We start from the raw sequence: 1,778 nt of genomic DNA, 5'->3' as shown, positions 1-1,778 counted from the left end.
TTTTTATGGAGTGAAAAAAAAAGTAGCGATCGCAACCCTCCTACGGATACAAAAAATCATTCATAACTGCCACTAATAATTATTTTAATTACATTAAAATCAAAAAAAATATTATCTAATACTTGATGACATATTTACATTTAGAAAATATTACTAAAAGTTTCGGAAAATTTGTTGCTAACGATAATATTAATATTTCCATTGCAGCAGGTTCTGTCCACGCTATTCTTGGAGAAAATGGTGCAGGAAAAACCACATTAATGAATATATTATCAGGACTATATCAACCAGATTATGGTCAAATTTATCTAGAAGATAAACTAATAAAAATTTCCTCGCCTGGTGTAGCAATAAATTATGGTATTGGCATGATTCATCAGCATTTTATGTTAGTACCAACATTAACAGTTACAGAAAATATTATCTTGGGAAATAGTGGAAAAATTCATCTAAATTTAAGTACAAAATCCGCAGAAATTAACGCTATGGCAAAAGCCTATAATTTAGAAATACCAGTGAATAGTAAAGTAGCAGATTTACCAATAGGTATTCAGCAACGGGTAGAAATTCTCAAGGTACTTTATCGTCAAGCAAAAATTTTAATTTTAGATGAACCTACAGCAGTTTTAACTCCAGCAGAAGTAAATTCTTTGCTGAATATTTTGCGAAAGTTAGCAGCAAATAATCACACAATTATTTTTATTAGTCATAAACTAGAAGAAGTAATGAATATTTGTGATACTGTCACAGTTTTACGTCGGGGAAAAGTGGTAGATACCATCAAAACAGCAGCGATTACTACTCATAAATTAGCTGAAATGATGGTGGGTCGAGAAGTAAATTTAGTTTCTAATAAAATTGCTGCTGAAAAAGGCAAAATTGTTCTAGAAGTGAAAAATATAGAAGTCAAAAATGACCAAGGTTTATCCACAGTGAATAATTTATCTTTTCAATTGCATAGTGGAGAAATTTTAGGAGTAGCAGGAGTCGATGGCAATGGTCAAAGAGAATTAGCCGATGCTATTAATGGTTTGCGTTTTGTGGAGAAAGGAAAGATCGAATTTGTAGATAATTTAAAAGTGGGATATATTCCCGAAGACCGCCAGAAAATGGGGTTAATTATGAGTTTTAGTATTGCTCGGAATTTGATTTTGAAATTGTTTAGATTTTTGCCTTTTTGTCGTTATGGTTTTTTGCAGTCTGGAGTAATAAATAATCATGGGAAAAATGCCATAGAAAAATTTGATATTCGTGCCAGTCATCCGCAGTTAAAAGTCAATCAACTTTCTGGAGGAAACCAACAAAAAATTATTCTGGCGCGGGAACTTTCTGGAAAACCAACATTAATTGTAGCTATGCAACCTACCCGTGGTTTAGATATCGGTGCTACAGAATATGTACAACAAGCTTTACTTGCTCAAAAACAACAAGGGGCAGCTATCTTATATATTTCTACAGAATTAGAAGAAGTCATGGCAATGAGCGATCATATTGCCATTATATATGAAGGTAAGTTTATTGATATTCTAGATGCTGCCACCGCTACAGTCGAAGAGGTAGGTTTATTAATGACATCGGGTAAAAAAACATTGATGCCGTAGGTTGGGTTAAGCGCAAGCGCAACCCAACAAAGACCAATGAACCTATCCCACTAATACCAAGCGCAATAAAAGTTTGCTACATTTTCACATTACAGAGGACTAGGGGAGTGGGTAGGGACGTTACATACAACGTCCGTAAATATACGTCAAAGCCCTAAAAATGGCTAGATCCCTTGA

General features: G+C 33.9%; 1 protein-coding gene. It reads left to right on the top strand.

Going from position 1 to position 1,778, the window contains the following annotated elements:
- Positions 1 to 125 precede the first annotated feature (125 nt).
- On the top strand, positions 126 to 1,601 hold the full coding sequence (locus F6K13_RS31615) for an ABC transporter ATP-binding protein (RefSeq protein WP_287240785.1): 1,476 nt from the start codon (positions 126 to 128) through the stop codon (positions 1,599 to 1,601).
- Positions 1,602 to 1,778 lie beyond the last annotated feature (177 nt).

The sequence above is a fragment of the Okeania sp. SIO2B9 genome (assembly GCF_010672505.1).
GTDB lineage: Bacteria > Cyanobacteriota > Cyanobacteriia > Cyanobacteriales > Microcoleaceae > Okeania > Okeania hirsuta.
The sequence above is the reverse complement of the archived record's forward strand: the minus strand, read 5'-3'. Positions and strand labels throughout refer to the sequence as shown.